The sequence below is a fragment of the Caballeronia sordidicola genome (assembly GCF_000729995.1).
GTDB classification, from domain to species: Bacteria; Pseudomonadota; Gammaproteobacteria; order Burkholderiales; family Burkholderiaceae; genus Caballeronia; species Caballeronia sordidicola_A.
The window spans coordinates 217647-234900 of sequence record NZ_JNFG01000011.1 but is presented as its reverse complement, the minus strand read 5'-3'; the positions used below and the strand labels follow the sequence as shown (position 1 = coordinate 234900).

General features: G+C 61.6%; 8 protein-coding genes and 1 pseudogene. 3 read left to right on the top strand and 6 right to left on the bottom strand.

Annotated features, from left to right (window positions below):
* Positions 1 to 769: 769 nt before the first annotated feature.
* The 4 genes and pseudogenes from FH08_RS0112725 to FH08_RS0112700 all read right to left on the bottom strand — a co-directional run bounded on the left by FH08_RS0112725 (position 770) and on the right by FH08_RS0112700 (position 10540).
* Positions 770 to 7279, bottom strand: coding sequence for a hypothetical protein (locus tag FH08_RS0112725; RefSeq protein ID WP_051888201.1), 6510 nt, complete (start codon positions 7277 to 7279; stop codon positions 770 to 772).
* Between the two features lie 338 nt (positions 7280 to 7617).
* Positions 7618 to 7862, bottom strand: a pseudogene (locus FH08_RS50400) (transposase); the annotation flags it as partial.
* 293 nt (positions 7863 to 8155) lie between these two features.
* Positions 8156 to 9115 (bottom strand): SOS response-associated peptidase family protein, encoded by a 960-nt coding sequence (locus tag FH08_RS0112710; RefSeq protein WP_031358685.1) that lies wholly within the window; start codon positions 9113 to 9115, stop codon positions 8156 to 8158.
* Between the two features lie 438 nt (positions 9116 to 9553).
* The gene (locus tag FH08_RS0112700; protein ID WP_031358683.1) at positions 9554 to 10540 is read right to left on the bottom strand and encodes an IS1595 family transposase; all 987 of its coding nucleotides are present in this window, start codon (positions 10538 to 10540) and stop codon (positions 9554 to 9556) included.
* Positions 10541 to 11730: 1190 nt separating this feature from the next.
* On the opposite strand from FH08_RS0112700, the gene FH08_RS0112690 reads away from it, so the two are divergent.
* The 3 genes from FH08_RS0112690 to FH08_RS0112680 are packed head-to-tail and all read left to right on the top strand — an operon-like array spanning position 11731 to position 13637.
* Positions 11731 to 12195: a hypothetical protein gene (locus FH08_RS0112690; RefSeq protein WP_031358681.1), complete on the top strand. Its 465-nt coding sequence runs from the start codon at positions 11731 to 11733 to the stop codon at positions 12193 to 12195.
* Positions 12196 to 12205: 10 nt separating this feature from the next.
* Complete coding sequence (locus FH08_RS0112685) at positions 12206 to 12913, top strand: P-loop NTPase (protein WP_031358680.1); 708 nt, start codon at positions 12206 to 12208, stop codon at positions 12911 to 12913.
* Positions 12903 to 13637: a hypothetical protein gene (locus FH08_RS0112680; protein ID WP_035566044.1), complete on the top strand. Its 735-nt coding sequence runs from the start codon at positions 12903 to 12905 to the stop codon at positions 13635 to 13637. The genes FH08_RS0112685 and FH08_RS0112680 overlap by 11 nt, the downstream gene beginning before the upstream one ends.
* 47 nt (positions 13638 to 13684) lie before the next feature.
* Here FH08_RS0112680 and FH08_RS0112675 read toward each other — a convergent pair whose 3' ends face one another.
* Positions 13685 to 15937, bottom strand: a complete 2253-nt coding sequence (locus tag FH08_RS0112675; RefSeq protein WP_031358678.1) for a ParB/RepB/Spo0J family partition protein — start codon at positions 15935 to 15937, stop codon at positions 13685 to 13687.
* Between the two features lie 135 nt (positions 15938 to 16072).
* Positions 16073 to 16906 carry a DUF932 domain-containing protein gene (locus FH08_RS0112670; RefSeq protein ID WP_031358677.1) on the bottom strand — a complete coding sequence of 278 codons (834 nt, stop codon included), beginning with the start codon at positions 16904 to 16906 and terminating at the stop codon, positions 16073 to 16075.
* Between the last annotated feature and the right edge of the window lie 348 nt (positions 16907 to 17254).

The window sequence follows — 17254 nt, the reverse complement described above, 5'->3', positions numbered from 1 at the left end:
GATCGACCGCTCCGCCGCCTCTACCTGGAGCTTCAGGTCCGGAAACTTGGCCAGATCCGATGACGCACTCAGCTCCTTCAGCTTCGCGTCCAGATCGACCAGGCGTTTGCGAAGACTGTCATCCGTGAACATGCTCGGACGTTTGCCGGTCTCATCCGGCAGGTCAGGTAGATCTTTGCACTGCGAGCAGTCGTCATTGGAAAGCGCAAATGCCCCGCCTGTCTCATTGCGCCACGTCGTCATTTTGTCACTCAGCTTACCGAGCCGATCGGCGATATCGTTGCCCGCGTCCTTGAGAGCAGGGAACGCGAGCGTATCGACCGGAAAGAACTTCGGAAGCACGTTCTGCGTAAAACGTGTTATTCCCTGAAACGGATCGAGTCGGCGTGCGCGAATATCCCGAACCATGTCCGCCGTTTGCAGCAATGCATAGAGCCGTATCAGCGCGGCGTCGCGCCAGCTGCTGGTCGCGATGACCTTCTGCTGCTCCGCGTTGACGGTCAGCGTCGCGACGAGCGCTTTTGCTCTGCTCAGCAGGTGCACCGCCACGAGAATCGCGGGGTTTTCCGGTGGGCCGTCCTTGAGATCGCCAAGGGCCTTCGAGAGCGTCTCCTCGGCATCCTTCAGCATGCCCAGCCAGCATTCCCTCGCCAGGTCGGAGGGGCTTTTCGGCGGCGGTTCTGGCACAGGCGGATTCAGCGCCATATTGAACGCCGCGCTCAGACGCGTTCTGGCTTTGTCGGGATATTTGCTCAGCGCATCACGCGCCTTATTGATGGCTATATTTGCCTTTTGCGGGTCGGGACTGTCCTCTCCCATTCCGAAGATGCCGGGCCGCGCATCGATGAGTGGAGGCATCCAAAGGGGCAAGAGCTGGATGAAATCCGCCGAACCGGGCGGCGGCACCTGCGAGATGGACTGGAGCCAGTCGAGGATGGGTTGAAACTGCTCCGGCTTCCTGATTTGTTCGAACACGTCCGGCCCGAAATGGTGCAGAAAATCGTCGAGCCGCTGTTCGAGTTGAAGCATCACGCGATCGAGCGGATTGGCCATGACCCGCGCAATGGCATCGATCAGTCTGCGGCCGCATTCGTATACGACAGCCAGCTCGGACGCCACGCGCACCGTCTGGCCAGCGTTGCCTGCCTCGTTCGCAACGATGAGCGCGGCCAGCAAATCGGCGAGCGCGGAATCCACATCGGGAAACACATCGCGCACGCTGATATCGAGCGGTGTGCCTTCGCTGCCTGGCACCTTCAACTTGTCCGCGACGGCGAGCCACTTTTCGTGTTGGACATCGCACGATGTCCCGCAGCGGCCCGACGACCAGCGTGTTCACCGAGTCGCTCGTCGCCTGCATGCCCGCGAGCGTGTAGTCCACGGTGTCGCGCAGTTTCGGCAGATACTCGCTCGCCGCATCCGCGAGCAGATAGGACGCGAGTTTCTTCAGCCCGACGACGCCGAGCAACTTGGTGTCATCGTTGAAAAAATTGGTGAAGACTTGGTGCATTGCGTCTGTTGCTTCGTCGTTATTGACGGCGACCGCGTTCCCGGCCTCCGCGGCGACGCGCACGATGTGCGACGGCAAGGCCAGCGCTTGACCGGGAGCCGGTGCGGGCGCGGGCTTGCTCGGAATCGTGTAGTTCTTCGCGATCGAGAACAGCGTGCCGGGCATGCGCGAGCCGTCGGCCGCTCTGCCGCGCGCGCCGCCGAGCGGACCGCAGGTGCGGGAAAGTCCGGCGAGCGGCAGATCTGGATGCATGACCGCGCCGGTGCGGTCGCCCGACGTTCCCGCCGAGAACGACACCTTGTTCAGGATGTCCAGATAGATTTCGCGCGAGTCCAGGTAGAGGGACGCCGCGCCCGACGCGTCCGTGGCCTTGGTCTTCGACGCGCTGGCGGTGTCCTTCGCATCGGCGGAACGGAAACCGTTCGCGACATAGAAGCCGTCGAACTGAACCAGCACGAGTTGCTGTCCGCCATTGACGATGCGCTCGACCTGATCCAACCGGATGCGCGCGGTCTCCATCATCGGATAGAACGGTGGCTGATCGGCGGCGGCGAGCGTCGGATCGTCGAAGTAAGTGTTCTGGCCTTCGAACTCAGTCGCATCCGGGTTGTGCTGCGCGGGCGCCCCTTGCACACCGCCCGACGCCTTGAGTGTCCAGGAAACGGTCTTGTGCGACGCTCCGCCGGGCTTGGTTTCATCGCAATAACGCAACGTCTGACCGCCGAAATCCAGCGTGCGCAGATGTTTGTCCGGATCGACGCGCGGAAGTCCGTGAGCGAGATCGTCGCTGAAATCGAGTTTGTCCGGCGATCGGATGCCTTTTGGCAGGCTCGGGGCTTTTGGCGCGTTCGTGTCGTTGTAGTAATTGATGAGGTTCTGCAGCAGGCCGTTGCGGTTCGCCGCGACGTTATCGACGAAGATGAGCGGCGCTTGCGTCACGGCGGTGTCGAACATCATGTCGAAGAGCACGTCGGTGCCTTCGATGCGCGCGGTGCGCGGCCAGAAGACGAGTCCCGGCTCCTCGACGAAGAGCCGTCCCGCGGGCGAGGGATTGTCCGTGGCCGGATTCGAGGAATCCTCAGTCGGATCGACGATATCCGGCGTCGTCTGCGTGAGCATATGCACGAGCTTCGGCGGAAACTGCCGTCCTGCGTTCGGATGCCCGCGCGCGGGAAAGAGCTTGTCCGGCTTGGAGATGCGAATGAACATGCGCTGCCGCAGCCACGCGCGCACGCGCTCGCAATCCTTGCGCCGCAGGAACACCCGCTCAGTCTGCTTCACGAGCGACACGCGATGTCCGACCGGAAAGAGAAACCCTTTGTAGACCACTTCGGCGTGCACGTCGCGCCCGAGCACGGTCCAGTGCTGCCAGCGTTCGATCGACAAGGCATCGAACAGCGGCCCATAAGCGATATGCCGCGCCGATGCGGGCGGCACGAAATCCGTTTCGTGGCGCAGCGTCCCGCCGAGCGCGCTCAGACGCAGTTCCTGCAACTGAAGCGCGCGCGGCTGATACGTCGCGCTGCTTGCTTCGATATCGATCGGCCGCCACTCGGGGGGCAACTCGACCTGACTCGACACCTGCGACTGCTGAAGCTGGCCGCTCTGCTCGCGCCTGCCGCGCACCGGCAGTCCCCACGCGGAAGAGAGCACGACGAGCTCGTGACGATCGTAGGCATCGAGCGAGGTCCGGAAAATGCCGTCTGCCCCGTAGCCCGTTTCCTTGGCGGCCTTGCGATCGCAGAGATAGTCGAGCAGCGGATAGCTCACGACGTTGTCGGGTGCCGAAGCCTGATCGGAAGGGGGTGCGCCCGGCGCAGTGGCGGCCGCATCCGATGCTTTGTCCGGAGGGCAATCGACGCCGTCCGTTGCGCCGCTCGCCTTGCGCAGCAGCGCGATGCTGCTGGTCATGGTATCCGCGTCTTCGATGCCGAGTGTCCACGGCGCGCGCGGCCCGCGCGGCGGCGCCAGATTCGCGGGCGTGTGCAGGCGTGGCGGCGGCGCGTTCGGATCCGACGCCGCGGCCGGTGCCGATCCCCCATCCGGCGGGCCCGCCAACGCGCCGCGCACGAAGCCCGGCCGCAGATCCGGTGAATAAACCGCGCGCAGCCCCGGATTCGGATACATCGCGAGCAGTTCGGCTGTCCACAACGGCACGGCCTGACGGAGCACCAGGTTGGGCTTGGTGTCGGACGGACTGGGAACCCATTCCAGTTTCGACGCAGGTGTACGCCACACCGCCGATTGCGATGGCGACAAAATGAGCCGCGCGGGCAATTCGATGGCCGTTTGCAGCGGCGTCGGCGCGATCTTCAGCGCGGCTTCGACATCGGCGACACGCTCGGCAGCGGTGAGAGTCAAGCCCGATCGCATGTTCAGCAGCCGCAACATGTCGACCGCCGCATTCGATTGCTCGCTCGCGCTCGTGTCTTCCGTTGCATCGGCCTGGGCTTTGGCGTCTTTCTTTTTCTTCGCGCGGCCCGAGGCCGAATTTGCCGATACCTGGCCTTCCTTGACGAGACCGCCTGCCTCGTTGAAGCGCGGGACTTCTATCGCGCGCGGACATACGGACATCCGAAAGTTCGACCAGTCGGTCAGCGTCGAAAGCGAAAACGGACGTAACGTGGACGTGGGCTCGACCGGCAAGGACGAGTCGAACCAGTGCCTCGCGTCTTCCGACTGGTCTGCACGAGCGTTCTTGGACGGCGCGCAATCCATGTGAAACGCGAGGCGCGACGGATTGGCGAGACGCGCGCGGGCGCGCGCCGGCAGTTCGGTGCGTTGCGTGACGGCGTCGACATAACGGTCGATCACGCTCTCGCGCCTCGCGGCGGCGAGGTCTTTGTCGGTCTTGATACCCGACTCGCTGACATATTCGGTTTGCGCCGCGTTCGTGTTGGTCGGCGCGTACTCCGACTTCCAGCCGGCGCCGCTTTTCGGGTCGTAGCGCGTACGATCCGCATAGGTGCGCCGGTACTCGGCATCGAAGTAGAGCTGCGTCATTTCGAGCCGGTAGAAATCCCGGAAATCCTGGTAGCTCGGAATGGTCGCCTCGGCCACGCGTTCGAGCCATCGGGTCTTTTCTTCGTCGGACTGCGCGGCGGGGGAACCCAAATCCTTGTTGCCCTTGATCCACTCGCGCGCATAGTTGAGAAAGCTCGTCAGCCGATCGATGAGGCCCTGCGCGTTCGGGGGAGCCGCCGCTCTGTTGATGCGAAGCCCGTCGATCAGACTGTTTGCCAGCGTGAGCATGTCGATCACGCGCGCTTTGATCGCCGTCGCCTGAAGACAGAGATTGAGCCTGCGCGCCCACGCCGCCGCATCGGGATCCATCCCGTATGGGCCGATATAGATACGTTGATCGGCAGGCAGATCGGCATGCACCAAGCAATCATGCACTGCGCAGGCGAGCGGCTCCGAGGGAGGAGCGTCCGGCGTCGCGACCGTCCCGCTCGCTGAAGAGGCGGACACGGCGGCCGAAGCCGCCGAAGCCGCCGAAACCGCCGAAGCCGCCGAAGCCGCCGAAGCCGCCGAAGCCGCCGAAGCCGCCGATGCGCTCGACGCCGTATCGGGCGATGCGCGTCCGCGTTCGAACGCCGCGGCGAAGTCAGCGAACGAAATCTTGTTTGCGGGCGTTGGCCCCGCGGATTTTTCCTGCTCCACCTTCGACTTCGCCAGTGCTCTGCGTATCGCGACGCGGTCCTGCACGCTGCGTTCCCTGATGGAGTCGACGAATGCCTGCCCCTCGGTGGGAACGGTCAGCATGCCGTCGGGCCCGACGTCCTTGTCGGAGGACAGATCCTTGCGCGGGATCTGGATCGTCGATTGCCCGGGCAACACATCGGGGAGCGCTGGCGGGTCCGGGCGAAACACGCATTCCTCGAACACGTGTTGCGGCGGAAATTCGGCGACCAGCACGGGACGGGTGTCCCGCAGGTTCGACTGGAGCCAGCGCTGTCTGTCTTGCTTGTCGTCGGGATCGGTGCGAAGGACGACGGGACATGCGGCGCTCGTATCGACGAGCAAGGCCTTGCCCTTGAACACATCGAGACGCAGGCCGGCAAAGAGAAACGAGAGCGACATCAGTTCGCGCGAGCGCACGACTTGCAGACGCGCGTTCGAGAGATCGATGCGCGCAAGCGGCAACGGCGCCGGATCGGCCTGCGCGTCGAGCCAGAGATAGCTCTGCAAGGTCCCGATGGACTCCTTCGCTTTGCCGGAGTTCTGATGGTAGATGGCGCTCAGCTCGGTGGGCGCGAAGCGAAGCTCGCTGTATTCGGCATCGGCGAGCGCGAGATCGGCGCGCAGCAAGAGCAAGTCCAGCGCGATGGACGCGATCTTCATGCGAGATGCGTCCGCATTCGCCGCTGGCCCCCGCGCGAGAATCAGCACGGGCGGCCGCGTTCCGGTGATATCGCGCGCCCCGCGAACGCGAATGCGGCCCATCGGAGAGTACACCGTCTGTTCGTCGGCAACGAATTCGCCGGTGAAACTCATCTCCAACGCATTGCCCTTCGCGCGCCACACTTCGAGCGCGGCATCCTGCGTCGCGAGTCCGTCGAGCAGCACGTTTCCTCGCGCGAGGATATTGAGTTTCCAGTCCGAAGCGAGCCCCGCGATGCCTGTCTCCCAGGCATTCGGCTCATTGCGCCAGGTCCGGCGCGTGTAGCGCCACGTGACGCAATCCGTCGCCGAGATGGTCATCGATGGCGAAGAACCGACCGTCACGGTATGCGATTTCGCATGCGTGTCGGCGATGGCGCTCGCATGAAATACCGGGTCGTTGGCGCCGCGTTCGCCCTGGTCCACGCTTTTTGCGCGCGGGCTGTTTTTGCCGGGCGAATTTGCCTTTGCCGCCTGCGCGGGCTTGACCGAAGCGGCGGGCGCCGCGGACGATGCCGGGCCGGATTCGCCGTTATCCGACGTCGGCGGCGTGACCTGTTGGCACCACGCGCACACGACCATTTGCAGCTTCGCATTGAGCGTATTCGCGATGAGCGCGCCCCTGGTGCCGCCGGAGAGATACCACACACCGCGCGGATTGAACTCGAGCGTGACGGGATCGCGCGCGATTAGATGTCCTTCGAAGAGTCGACCGATCGCGTCGTGAACGAAATGCCCATCGCACGAAAAGACGAAGGGCGCGTCAACCGACGCTTGTGCGCAACTGGGCAGCGGCGCCGGTTCATCGCAGACGGCGTCGAGGTCCGCGAGCGCAGTGCGCTTCAGATCCTCGAAAGTCCGATACGCCGACTTCAAGGACAGCGTGCCGGTTTCACCCCCGGTCCAGAGGTTCGTCACCATCTGGATGCGCCAGTCGTCATTGACCTTGCGGAAATAAAATCGGTGCCATGCGTAGCCGAGATTTCCAAGCCTGACGTGCGATGCCTCGAGCACATATTCGCTGGGCTTGTGGGAGATGGTCTCCGTAACTTTCAGGCGGAACGTCGCATCCGGCCCGAGCGCGAGGCGATCGATACGCCAACTGAGTCCCTTGAAATTGGGATCGTCGGCGGGCGTCGTCTCGCCGGGTAGCCGCTTGTTCGAGGGGGGACGCGTAATCGTTATGCCGGCGCTGTCTTCGGAGAAACGCAATCCCGCGAGATCGTTTGGGTCGGACCACGGCGCGTGCGGGGAGGGTGGGGTCGCCGCCAAGGCCGGTGCGACGAACGAACCGACGATAAACGTGCGCCGCGTCATCGGCATGAAGCTGGACAAGGCTCCGACAGGCACGAAACCTCGTTGTCTGAAACGCGACCGCTTGTTCATGGACGTCGCCCCATTTTTGATGTCTGGTGGACGAATGAGGCCTGTCCCGGTGAAGGTTCATCGAACCATTCGCCCGGAATTTGTCATTCCATTCATATGACAAATTAAATACACGACGAGCAAGCGAGAAAAGATCGTACGGATAACCAAGCAGCCGCGCCCGAGCTTACAAAGAAAGTTAGGTTAAAAAATTTGTCGCGCCCGAAAATAACTCTAGGGGAATGCGCTAAGAAAATGTTGGCGAGATGCGTGCGATTCCCCACATTCGAGACAGCGCGGTTTGTCTATGCCATGCGACCCTTGTCTTGCACGCAGTTGGCATTGCTTGAAAATGCGAATTGCCGGCTGGATGGGATGCGGTTTAGATCCCCGTAGATATAGATCTTGAGCATCGCAACCGGATGGTAGGACGGGCGACCTGCGTGCGCGGGCATGGTACGTGGAAACCGAGTTCCGCAAGGCCTAGCTCTTCTACGAAGGCATCTATGACCCTAACCGGATTGTCCTGCCCAATGTAATCATCGACGCATTCGGAAAGCAGTGCGACCTGCTTGCGGTCATCACCTTCAACGAATCGCTTCATGAGTTACCCGATCTCAGTGCGCTGATTCAGTTTAGGCGATCAATGCGTTTTCACACACGCTCGGCCCCCAAGAGTCGTCCGCTCGTTTGATGGCCCGGACATTCGTGCGTCGCCTCCCTCATAGCGGGCATCCGATTTTGATAACGCAAACCGCATAGACAAGCCTTTCGGACGTCGCCGCGCGGGCATCAACTCGAATCGCAGAGAACAGAGCGCATGTCCAACCGGATTTGACCGTTATCCATACGACACTCCTTCAGATAAATCCATTCGCAACATGCCTACGATCAAGTTCAGGCCGCCATCCGATACTCGTAATATGGCCGATTGCGATCATCGAGAATGGCGTACAGCGCGGCGAGGTTCGCAGGGTCTGGATTGAGCCACGCGTCGATGTGTTCGGGCTTGATCGGGATGATGCAGCGGTCGTGGCCGGCGAGAGCTATTTCCTGCGGCGGGTCATCCGTAACGGCCGCGAATGACAGCAAGTCAAGTTCGCCCTTCCCCTGCCAGTTTGACCACAAGCACGCGATCAGCATTTCTTGGGGCGGGTTGGGTCTGAACTCCAGGACGACGTTTTCATCTTTCTCCCCCTCAAGTGGCACGCGATTTTCGAGCCGAAACCGACTGACGTTTTCGTAGAATGCAGTCACTAGCATCAGGCCGTGCGTATAACCGAAAAGCCCCTTCCAGAAGCCCTCCAGGTTGTCCCGCCGCGCGTTGTAGGTTCCGGGGTATTTCACGTCGTAGATCGCGGGCTTATCTGCCGGTCGACATTGATAGCGCATCGGTTTAATCACACGCCGACCGTTCTCCATAATCATGACGGGGGCGTATTGGCCGGGGAATATCCGGGAGTCACGCTCCACTGGTTCCGTTCGACGCAGGTCGTCGAGTCGGCGCAGCGTTGCCTCGATCTTGCCAGTGGCGATTCGTTTGCTCTCGATGGCCGCCTTCGTGGTTTTGGTCTGGAGGATGCGTTCCGCATCAGCGAGCCGGGTACGCTGTTTGAACAGTTCCTGTTCGAGCGTTGTCATCTGAGTCGCGTCATACCGCTCGATCAACTCCTTGATGCGGCGCTCTTCTTCTGTTTCCGGATTCGTGAAGGCCGCATCCATGCCCTTGGGGGCCTTCGCGCCACTGCCCTCTGCGCGCTCCCAGTAGAGCCGCGCGAACTCCCTGATATCCATGTCAGGACCGAACATCTTCACGTACTTGCGGTAGTCCGCCACAATCTGCGCTGAATAGCACATGGTGCAAGCTCCCCTTTGGAATCGTCATTGCATGATGGAACGATCCGCTGCCTGTTGTCACTCCGAAATCTACCGGAGGACCGGGCGGCACCACCAGTTTTGAGCGAACGCGACTGAACCGATCAATTCCAAACCTTGGAGAACAAAGCCGCCGTGTCCCATGTGGGAAAGCCTGCAGTCGTAGAGTGCGGGCAAGAGTTGCTCGCGCCCGTCGCCGGCGGCGCTCGCTCTCGCCACGTCCGAATATCGCCCTAGCGCGTCCGAGTTTTCGTGGGCAACGATCACCTCCGCGGGAACGGATTCGGCCGAACGAATTTGAGACTGTTCGAGCGCTTTGCCGTGAAAACGCATGGCGACGACTTGAAGATACATGGCAAGGCGACCACTGTATAAACATAAGGGCTATCCACTTAGCACCAAAATTTCACGCTGTGAAATTCAGCCCTCGCGGGGCGATTTTCGCGTGATCTGCCGGTAGGTGATAGGGCCTGCCTGAACGGCCTGTTCAATCAGGCGGTAGAAAAGCAGGCCGCGGGAATGGGACGTCCGTCGATTAAAGCGGAAGACGAACTCGTCAAGGTAATGGTCCAGGTGGGCCGGCTTGACCGCCCCTTGGTGCGTGCCGAGAAGCCAGCGCTTAAGCAGTGAAGCGACGCGATGGACGCCGGGTAACGGCACGTGCGCCGGAATGGCGTCTGGCATTACGGATTTGATGACCGTGCGCTCATGTTCATAGTCGTCCTGCAACGCTCGATAGATGGCTGCGCCGTCAGTGCGCAGCACGGAGCCGGGTTCCACGACCGCTCGCACGAAAGGCTCAACACTGGCAGTCGACTCCTCTTCAATCTGTTGAAGCCGAATCCGACCGAACCCTTTGGGCTCCAGAATTTCCACGGCGATCACCACGACAGCCTTGGTGGTCCGTCTCTTCCCGCCTTTGCCCACGGGAGTGTCACGTCGTTCACGAATGGCAAGATAGCTCTGATCGACCTCGACGATCCCTTTGAGACGTTCCCGTCCGGGCCGAACCATCGCACGACGGAAACGGTGCAGGATGGTCCAGGCGGTTTGATAACTGCCAAACCCCAGGACTCGCTGCAAACCCAGAGCGCTCATTCCGGATTTCTGGCTCGTCAGATGCCACGCCGCTGCCAACCACACCTTCAAGGGCGTGCGTGTCTTATCGAAAATCGTGCCGGATGTCACTGTCCCAGGATGTCGGCAGGTGCGGCAGATCAGGCGCCCGCGGCTGCTCCTATACGGGTCCCGTTTGGTTGCACAACTGGGACAGACGAACCCATCCGGCCAACGCAGCCGCTCAAGATAGCGCACACACTCCTCCTCGCTGACAAACCAGTCTTCAAACTGGCTCCACGTCCGAGGGTAGTCGACGCCGGCGGTCGGGGTAGGCTGGGATTCGCTCACACCGACATTTTCTCTCAGGTGGTGCTAAGTGGATAGCCCTTATAAACATACAGTATAGCGCCCTCGCGAGCAGCAACCACGCTTGCGCTTGCCGCTTGCTCGATATCTGGGGATGCGGACGAGGCGATCGCGCAAGGCAGGAGGGCTTTGGTCCGACTCCACCGCGGCGGACGGGATCTGCGAAATTATGTGTTGCAGTTTCAAGGCTATGCAGCTAACACGAAACTTAACAAGATGCGCCGTTCTTTGCAGCGGCGCCGCCTCTTAGCCCCAGATGCTCCTCGCGCTTCCACTCGCGAGTTTTCAGAGCAACAGAGCCCGTATCTCTTCGACACACTGTTTGCTGTGTCGCCTTCGGTGACCCTTGCAAGAGTCCACCATGAAGGCAACCGCCGTGTCTACGCCTCCGCGCCGGACGGGGAGTTCGAACAACTCAATCTGGCAGACTTCTCCCGACGGTTCGGTGTGTGAGGTGACGGCAAAAATGTATATGGTGCCCATAGCCGGCGCTAGCCAATCCTGCCATCACTTTTTCAATGTCGTATTTCGGTTGCGAACTTCCGCATCTTCTGCGAGGTCGATCCACTGAGTTTGCCAGTTTGACTGTCAGATTCCGCTGGCTCTGTGCCAAAAGTCTGTCAGCGCGCCGGGGAGATTGGGATCGTTGCGTCTATCGGGTCGGCGGAGTCGACAATGTCATTCTGTCGACTCGGATTACGAAGTTCCCGGGCTCATGAGCGCGAGTTTGGTCATGTCTATTTGCTGGTCGCACCGGCTCATAGCATCAGTCTGACGGCGACACGCCATAGGTCGGCTAACTTAGGTTCGCCGGTTTGCGATGCGCGCGTAAGAAGTCCGCAAAGCTATCCGATCAGATCTGCCAGCATGGTCGATTGAGCTTTGCGCGCGCGCCGCAGGAATTGCTCACTACGGGATGCTGGTCGGCAGGTGTAGCGCGTATAGCCATACAGCGCCGCGCATCAGTCTGTCAGCCCATTGGCCCTAGTCTGCGATATGCCCTCTTGAACGCTGACGGCTCAGGTGGAGGTGCCAAAAATATTCTTCTGTTCCATCGGTATCCTGCGTATTCCAATCGATTCCGGTCGTGCGGTTCTAGAGTGGGAAGGGGTATTGACGAGCCGCTTCGCGATTCGCATGATGGTCCCGAAAGCGATGCATGGGAGCGAATCGTGCGGGGTGCAAAAGGCTACACACGGGCGCAGTGGGATGAGTTTGTCCATGCCCTTGAGGCATTACCGGAGAAGCCCAGGAATGAACAACGCGTCACGGTCAGCGACGCGATGAAAGAGATTCGGGTGCATATCACTGCCACCCAGGCGAAAGGCTATACGCTCGAGGAAATTGTTCAGGAGGCCGGGCGTAAGGGGCTTGATGTGAGCATTGGCGCAGTCAAATATGCGCTGTACCGCCGGGAACCTTCTGACGCAGCCTCCGGAACTGCCAATCCGCGGGTAACGCGCGAGGCCGACCAGTCGTCCCGTCCGACGCAGGCTGTAAAGCGAAAGGGCACGCGCGTAGGTAAGACACATGAGGATGCACGACAACAAAGGGGAAGGGGCGTCAACCAGCCGGGATCAATGGAGATTCAGGACGCGTTCTCGTTTGAGATCCGGCCTGATATCGAAAACCTGTAGGAGTTCGAGTATGGACGCGACTCATCCCATCTATCTGGTCGGCGGCAGCAAGGGCGGTGTGGGAAAAAGCATGGTGACGCTTGCCTTGGCGGACTATCTACAGCGAAAGGGTATCCATGCTGTACTGCTGGAAACCGATACGTCGAATCCCGATGTCATGAAAGCGCTCAGGGACGAAATCAAGTGCGCTGCCTATGACCTTGATGATGCAGACGGCTGGATCGGATTCGTCAACTTCTGCGATAGCCACCGGGGTGCGGCTGTGATCGTCAACACTGCCGCACGCAATCAGGCCGGTGTTACACGGTACGGCGGGACGCTGGCCCGGACGCTGGCTGAACTGCAGCGGCAACTCGTCGTGCTATGGGTGATCAACCGCCAGCGCGACAGCCTTGAGTTACTGCATATCTTCGGGCAGACGTTTCCGGATACCTTGACACATGTCGTTCGCAATGGCTACTTCGGTGATCCGGAGAAGTTCACGCTCTATCAGGAATCGCAGCTTCGCAAAACTATCGAGACGAAAGGGCAGTCGCTCGACTTCCCCGATCTGGCGGATCGGGTCGCGGACGAATTGCGCAGTCAACGCATCTCGATCCGCAAGGCGGCTGAAGTCATGCAGATTGGACAGCGTGCGGAGTTGCTTCGCTGGCGGGAACTGTGCGATGACATGTTCTCGAAAGTGATCAGCATCGAGGGGATCGGCCATGAGCAATAGGCGGTCGAGGTCCGTCGATTCGCTCGTACGGCTGTTTCGCGAGGTATCGGGGGATGTTCCTGACGGGGCCAGTCTTGCCCGCATGCACCAGGTATCGAGCGCACTGAACCTGCGTGACAATGACGCGTTATGGTCGATTATCGCTGCGCTCGAATACTACGCGCGCTTGTACGAAGCGATGCCGGAGCGTATCCGGTGGGCTAGCGAGGGTAGTCTCGAAGCCGCACGCCGAGAAGTCGGTGGTGCGACCGATGCACTAATGCAGCAGCATCGGGATGCGCTGGAGCGATGCAAGGCGACGATTCAACTGGCGGAAAACCTGATACAGGAGCATGAGGCGCGGTACCGGGCAGCACTCGCACAACTCAATGAGACTGCAATGATGGCCTTGACCGAGCGCATGTCAAATCAGGTCGCGCGCACGGCGGGTAACCGGGTGATCGGTGCCGCAGCGGTTTCGGCCCGTGAGCAACGCGAGCGACTGGACATCGCGATGACCGCGTTCGGGCAGGCGGTTGAGGCAGCGACGGCGCGCGTGGAGGTGATGGCTACACATATGGAAAGGCGTTTTGCACGCTCGATACGTCGCATGTTGCTGGCGGGCGGTGCCGTCCTCTGCCTGCTGCTGGGTTCCGGCGGGCTGGTCGACTGGTGGACGGAGTGTCATCTGGCGGGTGCGGACTGTCGCACGGTGCAGATGCGGCAGGCAGACGGCAGGCCGTGAAGAGGCTGCCGTCTGCATTGCCCTGTTACCAGGGCAATGGGTCGGGCTTACGCGATGTGCCGGTCAGCTTGCGCGGTGCCCGCGCTGGCAGCAGTCGGGAAAGGCCACGGCGACTGTCCGCCGCGAGTGTCGTGGGACGCGTCTGCATCGTGAGGCGTGTTGTTGACGTTCTCGCCGCCGTTGCATTCATCCGGTTCGGCGTCGCCATCCTCGCCACCCTGCGTCTCGCCCGCGCCGTTCCCGGCATCTGTATTGTCTTCGTCGTCTTCGTCTTCATCGTCGTGGAGATGCCGTGAGGGTGCGGCAGGGATTTCGCGATCGGTGAGGATTTCCGGGACCCATGCGACTTTCGAGAGCCGCAGTTCAGCGGCGGCTGCCGCGTCGACCTTCTTCATCTTGCCCAGGTCGGCGGCAATCTTCGGTGACACGGCGCTGGCGACGACCTCCGCGATGCGCGCCTTGCTGACGTGATCGAAATACGAGACGCGCGTGGGCGTCCAGTACCGCGTCATGTCAAGGTTCAGTGCGCTCGCGAGCGCATTGATGGCGTGAGGCTTTTCGTCGCCCGCGATACCGTCAAGCAGCGCGCCGGTGCAGAAGGCGAGCAGGTCGAGCAGGGTCGTGCCGGGGTCCTGTTCGATCAGCCACGGCAGCAGGTCCGCCCGCTGCGCAGGGAGTTCGCGTCCCCACCGCTCGCGCTGCGCCTCGATGAGACTCCACGCAGTGCTCGCGTGCAGATCGTCCGCTGCGCCGAGCAGACTGTCGCGGTTGTTCGTGCAGGACAGTTTCAGCGCATGCGGTGCGAACCGCATGCCATACCCCTCCGGAAAGACTTCCGGAATCAGGCGTTGGAGGATGGCGGCGAGGGCGACGGTCGGCTGCGCGACCAGTTCCGCGTGAACAGCGGCGGCGCGGTGCGCGGTGAGGCGCTGGCAGAGCTTTGTGCTGTGGATCGGCTTCTCCTTCGCCACGGTTTGCTCTGCGTCTCCTGATGTGCGCTCGACTTCGGATGTGCCGGTCACGGTCGCGCCCACGGCATCCAGTGCCGCGCTGTCCTCGCGGCGTACCAGACCCCGTTCGATGACCAGTTCACCCTGCGGGCTGACCATCACGAATGCGCCCGCTTCGGCCATCTGCTGCGTGTCCCACGTCAACGTGCTGCTTTCGAGTGCGATGAGGGCAGCGTTGACCCTGTCGATTTCGGCTTCGAGGCGTTCGCTTTCCTCGTAGGGGTTCTCGTCGTCCTCCGACAGTGCTTCGAACTTTTCGGCCAGTTCGTCCTGCTGCGCGGTGAGCGCGTCCATTGCCCGCTGTTCGTCGTCGGTGAGGGGGCGTTGCACCGGTTGCAACCTGCCGTAGCGATTCAGTTCGAACACATCCCTCTCGATACGCTGTTCGGTCCATCCCCAGCCTTCGGCGCGGACTTCTTCGGCGGCGGTGTCGAGTTTCGCGGCGGCGAGACGTTGCAGCAGTTCGGCGTCGGCAATGTACCCGGCGTTTTCCTCGTCGCTGAAAAGGTCACGGCGGACAAAGCCGCCTGCTGCCTCGTAGGTGTCGAGGCCGACGAAGCGCACGAGACGGCTGCGGCTCGCGTCGATCTCGGTGCGCGTGATGGCCTGCCGCAGATAGTTGGGCTGGCGCTGCCACTCATTCGCATCGAACCAGATACGTTCCTGCGTCTCGTGGTCATCTGTGAGGGCGAGCGCCGAAAGCTGGTCAAGCGTGATCGCGTCCTCGCGCAGCAGGGCGAGCAGTGTCGGGGAGGCGCTGGCGAGCTTTATGCGCCGTTTGATCGTGATCGGCGCGGCCGAGAACAGAGCGGCGATGTAGTCGACGCTGCGACCTTCCTCGGCCAGCATCCGGTAGGCGCGCAGTACGTCGAACGGGTCGAGCCCCTCGCGTTCGCTGTTTTCGATCAGCGAAATGGCGAGGGCTTCACCTTCGCTGACGATGCGCACGGGGACCGGATAGTCGGCGGTGATGTCTTTCTGTTCGAACAGCAGGTCGAGTGCCGCTTCGCGGCGCTGCCCAGCGCAGACTCCGTATTTGCGCTGCCTGCCGCGCGAGCCCTTCATCTCGTGGATGACGAGGTTCTGCAGCAGACCCTTTGCGCGGATACTGACGGCAAGGGCTGGAATACCCGTGAGCGGTTTCGTACGGGCATTGAGCGGCGAGGGATGCAGGCTGGAATACGGCACGGTCATGACCGGCTGCTCGTTGCCAACAGTGGTTTCGAGTACCGGCGCGGTTTCGGTAGGGTCCGTCGTAATAACAGTGGTTTCGACTTCATGTGCTTGCATGATTGACTCCATAAAACGGAAAGGGAAAGTGCCGGGTCAGGGTGCTGCGGGATACCATCAGAGCTTGACCCGGATAGGAGTCTTGATGGTATGAACCGGATTTCGGGCGGCGATGCGCTGCCGCTCGTGCTGTGCTTACGCCTTCATCTGGCGCATTGCGTCAGCGAGCATCCACAGCGCGCGGTTGAGCTTCACGTTCTGGTCGATGCCGGTGATGGGACGGGTGGACATGGAGCGTCCGCTGCGCGAGCGCCCGTGCAGGCCGCCTTTCGTGAGCGATTCCTGTATGCGATTAAAAACGGTCCAGAGATCGTCGCGGCGGTCCTCGAAGCGGCGCGGGGCGAGCAACTGGCTTTCGGTGATCGGGGCGGGCGCTTCCGTGTCGGTCGGGTCATAGCGCAGCGCGAGCGCGGAGCGGGCGAGGGCGTGCTGTTCGTCGCGGGTGAGCGTCACGGCCTGCATGCCGTTCTTCTGCTCGCGGATCAGGTCGAAACCGTCGAGCACGTCGAACGCGCCGTTGATGACGTTCTGCACGATATTGCCTTTGTGGGGCACACGCACCTCGCCCACGGTTTCGCCCGCAACCATGCCGTTCTGGCAAACAAAGCGGAAGACGCCACCGAGCATGTGAAAACTACTGGTTCCATCGTGCGAATTGAGCAGGATGATTTCGTTGACGTCCTCGCCGGTAATCTCATTCGCCGGGCGCATGCGGATAAGGTGTTTGGTGAATTCGCGCTTGTCCTGATCGCGCACGCGGGTCTGGCAGACCATGAAGGGCTGGAAGCCTTCGTTGCGCAGGCCGCGCAGCACGTCGATGGTGGGGATGTAGGTGTAGCGGTTCGAGCGGCTTTGATGCTTGCCATCGGCAAAGATGGAGGGGGCGACGCGACGGATCTGGTCATCCGACAGCGGCGAATCGGAGCGGAGCATCGGGGAACCGTAACGGAAAGAGGAAGCGAGTTGCATGGCATAACTCCAAAACAAAGGGTTGATCGGTGTTGCGCTGACCGGGCTCCAAGATTCCGCCCGCCCGTAGGGGTTGGGCTCGTCCCGGTGGAACCCGGGGTTGGCGTTGTTGCCGCCAGTCTCCTGAGTTCGCGCCCGTGCGACTGAAAGAGCCGATAGCGGGTGGACGTCAAGGAAAAAAGGCGAGGGAGGGGTGCGGGCAACACGGTCCCTCGCCCCTTGATGGCCACCCGCTATCGGCTAGGGTCGCGGATGTCGGGCGGGAACGCTGGAGGCTGGTGGATGCGAAGCTGCGGGCTTCACCGGGATGAGCCGCCGCGCGGCGAGCGCGATCGTGGAGGCCGTGCG